The 8,095-nt window shown below is 67.6% G+C and carries 7 protein-coding genes and 1 tRNA gene; 6 read left to right on the top strand and 2 right to left on the bottom strand.

Going from position 1 to position 8,095, the window contains the following annotated elements; all coding sequences use genetic code 11:
* Nucleotides 1-1,240: 1,240 nt before the first annotated feature.
* Complete coding sequence (locus tag DSY14_RS11140; RefSeq protein ID WP_211716427.1) at nt 1,241-1,549, bottom strand: hypothetical protein; 309 nt, start codon at nt 1,547-1,549, stop codon at nt 1,241-1,243.
* Nucleotides 1,550-1,873: 324 nt separating this feature from the next.
* Here DSY14_RS11140 and DSY14_RS11135 point away from each other — a divergent pair, with 324 nt between their 5' ends.
* The 5 genes from DSY14_RS11135 to DSY14_RS11115 all read left to right on the top strand — a co-directional run bounded on the left by DSY14_RS11135 (nt 1,874) and on the right by DSY14_RS11115 (nt 6,669).
* On the top strand, nt 1,874-2,707 hold the full coding sequence (locus tag DSY14_RS11135; RefSeq protein ID WP_211716426.1) for a helix-turn-helix transcriptional regulator: 834 nt from the start codon (nt 1,874-1,876) through the stop codon (nt 2,705-2,707).
* Nucleotides 2,708-2,887: 180 nt separating this feature from the next.
* Complete coding sequence (locus tag DSY14_RS29200) at nt 2,888-3,010, top strand: DLW-39 family protein (RefSeq protein WP_014912962.1); 123 nt, start codon at nt 2,888-2,890, stop codon at nt 3,008-3,010.
* A gap of 236 nt (nt 3,011-3,246) precedes the next feature.
* Nucleotides 3,247-3,319, top strand: a tRNA-Ala gene (locus DSY14_RS11125).
* Nucleotides 3,320-5,407: 2,088 nt separating this feature from the next.
* On the top strand, nt 5,408-5,737 hold the full coding sequence (locus DSY14_RS11120; RefSeq protein ID WP_211716425.1) for a WhiB family transcriptional regulator: 330 nt from the start codon (nt 5,408-5,410) through the stop codon (nt 5,735-5,737).
* 374 nt (nt 5,738-6,111) lie between these two features.
* Nucleotides 6,112-6,669: a DUF1707 and DUF4870 domain-containing protein gene (locus tag DSY14_RS11115; RefSeq protein ID WP_374224000.1), complete on the top strand. Its 558-nt coding sequence runs from the start codon at nt 6,112-6,114 to the stop codon at nt 6,667-6,669.
* A gap of 45 nt (nt 6,670-6,714) precedes the next feature.
* On the opposite strand, the gene DSY14_RS11110 is transcribed toward DSY14_RS11115, so the two are convergent.
* Nucleotides 6,715-7,305, bottom strand: coding sequence for a hypothetical protein (locus DSY14_RS11110; protein WP_211716423.1), 591 nt, complete (start codon nt 7,303-7,305; stop codon nt 6,715-6,717).
* A 243-nt stretch (nt 7,306-7,548) separates the two neighbouring features.
* On the opposite strand from DSY14_RS11110, the gene DSY14_RS11105 reads away from it, so the two are divergent.
* Nucleotides 7,549-8,073 (top strand): peptidylprolyl isomerase, encoded by a 525-nt coding sequence (locus tag DSY14_RS11105; RefSeq protein ID WP_211716422.1) that lies wholly within the window; start codon nt 7,549-7,551, stop codon nt 8,071-8,073.
* The last annotated feature ends 22 nt before the right edge of the window (nt 8,074-8,095 follow it).

The raw sequence follows: 8,095 nt of genomic DNA, 5'->3' as shown, positions 1-8,095 counted from the left end.
TTGCGCTGATGGTACTGCCCTGTGGTGGGGTGGGAGAGTAGGTCGCTGCCACGGTTTTTTTTGGAAAAGGGGGGGTCCTGTTGGGGCCCCCCTTTTTTTTGTGCCCGGAACCCGAGGGCGGGGCCGGTGTTCGATGGTGTGGGTCGTTTCCGGGCATGGCGGTACGAGCCCACCGCTCCCGGTCACCCCTTCCGATGATCGCTGGGTCTGAGCCCCCAGCCGTCCCCTCCCCAGGAGGTCACGCTCGATGAGCGCACCGGGGTGGAGCGATGGGTACCGGCCGGCCCTCGCCGATGCCGGGCCCACGAGGCTCGTGGGCCTGGAGAGACCCGTGGGGATCAGACCACCTGATGCCTTCCCCTGTCCTTGGTCCCTTGGAGGCCGCCCACGTGATGTCGTGGTGCAGGGGGCAGCACGAAACCGGCGGAAGCCGAGGCGCCCCCGACTTCGATGGGACCATGCACCAGGACCAGGGGGCCAGACCTCCGTGACGGGGCTGTGGACAACCCCGCGGTGGTCCCTCCGCACGCAGTCGACCGTCTCGGTGCTCTACGTGTCCTGCCGGTCATGGGCCGGGTGCGTGGTTCAGCCGAAGAGCAACGGGCCAGGGCACACGACCTGCTGAGCCGGGCGAACGTTCGACTCGTGGCTCTTCCGTGCGAGGGGAGGCAACGGTCGACGTGGCCCATGCCGACGAAGCCCATGCGGATGAGCCCCACGGCCCGTATCGTTCAGGAGTCGACGCTTGACGCCGCGGGCGGGACCAGGGCTCCGAGCCGTATCGGGCATGGCACAGTGCCGCCCCTGGACCCGCGTGGTCCAGAGCCGGTGTCAGGGCATGGTGGGGCGGGCTGTCTCGCCCCGGGGTCGTCACCCGCACGAGGACCCCGGATGGGCGAGAGCGCCGTCTTCACCGGTGCAGAGGTGAAGGTGTGTGACGAGAGAGACCGGCCCGGGCCGGGCGCGGCCATAGTGCTCGACGGCGTTGATGGTGGCCGTCGAGTGGGCGAACCCTAGTCGTCGTCGGCCTCCGGGGCCTCGACGAGCTGCCGCAGCAGCACAACGAAATCCTCGTCGCTCATCGCTGACCAGTCCACGTTCTCGTTCATGTTCAGCGACCTCCCCCGAACTCCCGGTCGATAAGCCTCGGAGAGGCGTATTGGTTCGAGAAGTCTGGGTTAACAACCCGTTGCCGCAGGTGGTGGCGGTTGGCCGGAAGAGGACGCGGAGGTTCGAACGATCAGACGCGCTGCTGCAGAGCGGCGCGGCATTCGGGGCAGCGGCAGCGCTTGTTGTACCCGGTCACGGTGCCGTGCGGCAGGGAAGGATCACGCTGCTCGGTGAGCGTGGCGTCCAACTGGTCGCCGAAAGCGGTGAGGATTCGGGCCGTCGAGAACACCTGTTTGGGACCGATACCGAGTTCCGCGGCCGCATCGTCGATGTGCTTACCCATACGAAGTTTCGCGATGAGTCGTGATCGGGTACTCGGAGGCATCTCGGCCTCCGCGTTCGCGATCAACTGCTCTGCGTCGTCAAGCGGGTAGCTCATGGGTTTCCTCTATGTGTGCGGGTACGCCCGCCGAGACGGGCACCTCCAGCATCGTACGCGCCTCCCAGGGCGTCGCGGTTGGTGCCGACGCGCCGGAAGGGACCACGATGAGTGTGCCGACCTCCTGTGGTTCCTGTGAATCACCGATATTGAACTCCGCTCACTCATCGTAACAAATACCGTGATTCCCCTGGAGACGAGCGGTGCCGCTTGTGCTTATTGCAGGGAATCGTCGGTTGTTTTCTAGAAACGCATTGCTAGATGCCGGACACCGTGTTTCGCTGGTGAGATACCCCCACCACCCTGTGTCATTGGATCAGTGTTATGACCAGCCCCACGGTCCGCCGACGGCGACTCTCCGCCGAACTCCGCCACCACCGTGTGCAGGCGGGCATGACCCTCAACGACGTCGCCGAGGAACTCGAGTGGTCACCGGCCAAGCTCGGCCACATCGAGACCGGGATCCGCAAGTGGCCCTCCGTCATGGAGATCGCCGCCCTGCTGAGGTTGTACGGGGTCACCGGCGGCCGGCGCGAGGCGATCCTGACCCTGGTCCGTGAGTCGCGAATGCGCCCCTGGTGGACCGAGTACGAGGACGTCCTGTCCTCCGCCTACGTGGGCAACGAGGCCGGGGCCCTCACCGTTCGGACCTACGCCGGCATCCTCGTCCCCGATCTGCTCCAGGTCCCCGACTACACCGTCACCGTGGCGCGCTCACTCGGACACGGTCACCAGGGTGCGGAACGCATGGTCGCGGCCCACCTCAAACGCCAGGAGATCCTCGACTCCGGTTCCCTGAGCCGGTACCACGCGGTGGTGGAGGAGGACGCGCTCCAGCGGGTGTCCTCGGACCTGTCCCTGCTGCGGGCCCAGGCCGGCCGGCTGGTGGAACTGGCCACCGGCCGCGACCACGTCACCGTGCAGCTCCTGCCCACCTCCGCGGGCCCGCACCCGGGGAGGGCCGGGCCGTTCTCCATCATGGAGTTCGAGGAGGACGAGGCCGACCTCGCCTACGTCGAAGCGACACAGGGCGGCGCGATCGTGGAGTCCGAAGAGGCCGTCCGTTCCTGTCGCGGGGTCTGGGACGAACTCATCCGTATCGCGGCCTCTCCGCAGGCCACGGTGGGGATTCTGCGCCGCATGGCGCTCCTCACCTGAGTGCCCTGAATCGGTGAGGATGAGAAACCCGGCGCGAATCGGTCCTTGATGGCAGGGACCGCCCGTCATCGCTTGCTAGTCTGCTAAGTGACAACCTCATAAAGTTGCCCTCGGAGCACCCACCTCATGGTGGGAGCCCGTTGTACGACCTGTTTTTCCAACAGTGAAAGGGTCCGGACAGTGAAGAAGATCATCGTTCTGGCGCTGGTGGCCCTCGGGGCTTTCGCCGTCTACCGCAAGATCCAGGCGGACCGCGCCGAGCTCGACCTGTGGACGGAAGCCACCGCGGCCAGCGAGAGCTGATCGCGGACCCTCCGGGCCACCGACAGGGGGCCGGCGGGGTTCCGGGCGCGGGTCGACGGTGCACGCCACCTGTGTCGCCCGGCGTCCGCTAGTGACACGAAGACGTGGGTGGGACGACAACCCCGTGGTGCGACCCACGGCTTTGTGCTGTGTCCGGCCCCCTGTAACGTGCGCCGGACCACCCCCCGAGGGGGGTATGCTCTGCATGGTGACCGGGCCTTGACCCGGAACCGAACGGGGCCATAGCTCAGCTGGCAGAGCGCCGGTTTTGCATACCGGAGGTCAGGGGTTCGACTCCCCTTGGCTCCACCGAAGAAACAGCGGTTCGCAGGTGTGATGACGGCCGCCCGGGCATGTGCCCGGGCGGCCGTCGCGCGTTCAGGGACCACACGACGCGAACGCGGTTCGACCAGGCCCCGAGTCCTCCGCTCGACGCTGCGCGGTCGTCCGCCCCTCCCCACCTCCGCCCGACCTTGTTCCGGCCCGCGCGTTTCCGGCCCGCGAGGGCCCCATCGAGTGCCGCGGACTCTTCGGCGTCAGTGGCCGCAGCGGTGACGAACCGGTCGGGCGCGTCGATGACCAAGGTCGTCCGTTCCACCTCGGGCCGTGTCCGCTCGGTGGTCGGGACGGGTACCGCCACGGTTTCCGAGGTCGAGGACCGGCTCTCTTCGCACGGGGCTCTGCCCGCAGTCCTTCTTCCCTTTACGCGGGCCGGACAGCGTGATTCCAGGTGAATCCACGCGGGGCACCTGAGTGCGACCGGTCGCATGCGCACGCCGTGGTCGGAGGCGACCTTTTCGTACGCTCCCCGCACCGGCGAAGCCCGGACGATGATCGGCACCGCCTGTGCGGTGCCGTCACCGACCGCACCGACGGTGTGGTGGTGCGGACGATCGGTGCGGAACCGGACCAGACGTCACCCGAGGCGCGTCCCCCGCACGTCGCCGGGCGGATTCCGGGATCCGCACCGGGATGATCCCCGGGCGGGCCGTTCCCGTCCTGTGGTGCGTCGCCAGAGCCGACCGGATGTCCTCCGGTTCCGCCAGGGGCCCGGCGGCCGCGGTCGTCACCCTGGTCGAGAGGGGTGTGGTGGGCCACCCTCGGATACCGCTCGGCCCGCGCGTCGGTGCCGCGGTCGGGGTGGCCCTGGTCGTCCGGTCCTCGGCGACCTCCCCACCCCTGGCCGTGGCGCGGTCCAACGGCTTCAGTGGGGCCGTCGCGGCCCTGGTGGGCCTGGCGCCGTCCCTGGGAAGAGGCTCCCTTCCGCCACCCCGCAGAGGGCGTTCTCGGGCCGCCGGGGCCCAGGTCGGGCTCGCGCCCCCGTGGTCGCGGTGGTGATCGGGTCCGTCACCCGCTCGGGGGCGGCAGCGGGGGCCGGGCCGTGGGATGGGCCGGAGAGTCTCACCCGGTTTCCCGGTGGTCCCCGGCCGTGAGGGCGTCGGTTCCGACGACGTTCGCGGCGGCCCCGTCACCGAGCCCGCCGGAGGTTCGGCACGGGGCCTCGGACCTCGTCCTCTCGGCCCTGGACCCGCTCCTGGTTCTGTTCGGGCGGTCCGGGAGCACGAAGGAGTCCGGTGCCCCCGAAAGATCCCTGGGCGACCTGGTGCGTGAGCTCCGTACCGGTCTTCCGGCCCCTGGAGGGGCCACACGGTGATTCGGGGCCCGGCCGAGACCGGATCGATGCATGATCACCGATCGGTCGGGTGGGCCACCCGCCGACCCGGATCGGAGTCCCTCGGCACCTTCCGACGTGGTCAGTGATCATTCGGGACGAAATCCATTTTTCGGGACCTTTGCCCAGATGGAAAGGGGTTTCCTTGTTCTGCTCGGTGCCATTTGTCTGGGTTACCTAGGAGTAGTTTCACGGTCCCCGACACGGGTGGGGAATGAGTGTCGGGTGGGATCGCTCAGCGTGGTCGACGGGGGGTCCTCCCTAGTTCCTTCGGGTGGTTCCCGCGCTGGGGCATCCGGTTCGACCAGGCCCGTCCTGGTGGGAAGAGTCGCTCATGGGATGCGGCGAAGCCGCAGGTCATTAAGGTTGCGGAAGAATGGTTCGAAGAAGACCTTTCCTTCCTTTCGCGTGGGGCGGCCTCTATCACATGTAGTGACTCTCCGTGTGTGTATGATGACACTTCCTGAGGAGGCAATGGTCCTAGTGGGCCATACGAGAAATAGGCCTCTTGGGGCCTGTTGGTGAACTGGGACGATCCGTAGTTTCGACACCAACGACAACGAGGAACACAGCGCGCCGAAACGAACGACCCCCGAAGGCGAGCCGAACGGCCCCCCGTCCGGACTCGCACATCGTCTTCGTCCAGGCCGCTGAACTCCTCGTCCGCCGACAGCCGGTCGGCGGGTTTCGATCACCACACATGCTGATCTTGGGAGTGGGGCAACATGTGGAATGAGAAGATGGCGGCTCGTGCCAAGTGCCGCGAGATCGACCCCGACGCACTGTTCGTTCAGGGCGCCGCGCAGAACCGCGCGAAGCTGATCTGTCGCGGTTGCCCGGTCCGCACCCAGTGCCTCGCCGAGGCGCTGGACAGTCGGATCGAGTTCGGCGTCTGGGGCGGAATGACCGAGCGCGAACGTCGCGCCCTGTTGCGCCGCCGTAAGGACGTCACCAGCTGGTACGACCTCCTCACCAGTGCCGAGAAGCGTTACGAGGAGGAACAGACCCAGCCTGAGCCCGTGCACGGCGCTCCGGCCGTCGCCGCCGGGCACTGACAGGCGGCGTCGGGGAGGGGAGCCCCGACGCGACCACGACGAGGATGTTCGCGCACGGCTGTGAGGGAGGCCGGGCGCGGACCATGGGGATCACCCTTGCATCGACAGGCCGACCCGGTCGGACGGGCCGAAGGTCGGAGCCGCCCCCTTCTTTCGGAGGTGGGGCGGATCAGGGGAGGATCAGGGACGACCCCCATATCCGCACCGGACTCCATGCAGCATGATGGAGGAGGGCGCGATCATCCTCGTACGGTCGAGCCCCCACACGTTCTTGGGGAGTGGGGATGTCAGAGCAGAGTCGGCGGGATCCGCGGCCATGGGTCCCGAGTGAACCCGAGCCGCAGGTCCGTCTCACCCACGCCGATCGGGACGCCGTGGCGGAAGTCCTCCGTGAGGCCTATTCCATGGGCCAACTGGAGGAGGACGAGTTCGACGAGCGGCTCGACCGGGCCATGAGAGCCAAGGTGGCCTCGGAGATGGTCCCGCTCACGGTCGATCTCGGCGTCCAGAGGGCCGACAGGCCCACGGCGCCGGGGAACGTCCAGGGGAGCCGGTCACGGGGCAAACGCGTCCCGAACGACCTGCGCGACCTCCGCACGGACAACCCGGTGGAGAAGGTGGGGGCGGGGCTGAGTCACGTCTCCGCGTTCTTCTTCCCGCTGCTCGGTCCGTTGCTCATCATGCTCATCAGTCCGAACAGTTCGAGCTTCCTGCGCAGACACGCGCTGGAGGCCCTGAACTTCCAACTCTGGTGGCTCATCGCCATGCTCAGCAGCGCGGTGCTGTCGATCCTGGTCCTACCGATCGTGCTGCTGGTGGCCGTGGGGATCGGCGGGCTCATCCTGCCGATCGTCGCGGCGGCGAACAACGTGATGGGCAACGGCTGGCGTTACCCGTTGACGTATCGCATCATCAAGGACGACCAGGAGTAGAACCCCTCGGGTGCGCGGACGAGTCCGCGCACCCGAGGTTCATGTTCACTTGCCGGGCCGGCCGTTGTCCGGGGCTTCGCCCTCACCGCTGGTGGCACGCACCTTCTCCTTCGCCTTGGCCTTGGTGGCCTTGGCGGTCCGGGCGGCGCTGTCGGCCACCTCGGTGGCCTTGTCCTCCAGGTTCTCGCGGGTCTCACGGACCTGTTCCCGAGCCTGGTCCAGGTGTTCCTGCCATTCGGCGTCCTGCGAGGCCTGGCGCAGACGGATCAGCGAGTACACGACCACGCCGCCCACCAGGGCGGCGCCGCCGATCACGACCCCGCGGGGGATTCGACGTCCGCCACTGCGGAACAGTCGCAGCCCGCGGCGTGCGGGCTTGGGGTCGATGCGCTGTGCGGCGTTGGTCAGTAGACCGGCCACCCGCGGCGCGACGGTGTCCTCGACACGCTGCGCGGCCGTCTCCAGCCGCGGGGCGGTCCAGCCTCGGGCCTGGAGGAGCGTCAGGGCCGCCTGGTCCTTGGCCTGGTCCGCGTAGGGACCGAGCCGGTCGGCCTGCTCCTTCGCCAGGTCCTGCAGGCGGGCCAGAGTAACCTCCGCCTCCTTGCGTGCCTTGCGACGCTTGGCAGTGATAGGCACGTCGTCAGCTCCTTCGATCGATTCACCGATGCGTACGGTCACACCATCCGGGGGTCGACGTGTCGGACCCCGGTCGGCGTCGCACATCGTCCTTCCCCGTTATCCGGGTGTTATCTCAACATACGTCCTCTGCGTCTGTGATCTACGTTTCGACACTGTGCACGGTCGTTCGGGTTCAGGCGAATCGCGGTGGAGGGAGGGGTAACGTGAGCACGTAATCTCACTCGACCGAAAGGCACTGAGGTGTCGGAATCCACGGGTCAGCCCACCGCGCGGCTGAACACCTCCAAGGGAACCATCGTCGTCAAGCTGTTCGAGGAGCAGGCGCCGGAGACGGTCGCCAACTTCATCGGGCTGGCCGACGGCTCCAAGCAGTGGATGGACCCCACCACGGGCAAGCCGTCCAACAACAGCCTCTACGAGGGCACGATCTTCCACCGTGTCATCGACGGCTTCATGATCCAGGGCGGTGACCCGCTCGGCAACGGCCGCGGTGGCCCCGGTTACACGTTCAAGGACGAGATCCACCCCAGCCTGCGCTTCGACCGTCCGTTCCTGCTGGCCATGGCCAACGCCGGTCCGGGCACCAACGGCTCGCAGTTCTTCATCACCGTCACCGAGCCGAACTGGCTCGACGGTCGCCACACCATCTTCGGTGAGGTCGTCGAGGGCGCCGACGTGGTCTCCGTGATCGGCAAGGTCGCCACGGACGCCCAGGACCGCCCCCGCGAGGACGTGGTGATCAACAGCATCGAGATCACCCGCTAGACGGCGTTCGCGTCGGGCCTTA

The sequence above is a fragment of the Nocardiopsis sp. MG754419 genome (genome assembly GCF_018207095.1).
Taxonomy (GTDB): Bacteria; Actinomycetota; Actinomycetes; order Streptosporangiales; family Streptosporangiaceae; genus Nocardiopsis.
The sequence above is the reverse complement of the archived record's forward strand: the minus strand, read 5'-3'. Positions and strand labels throughout refer to the sequence as shown.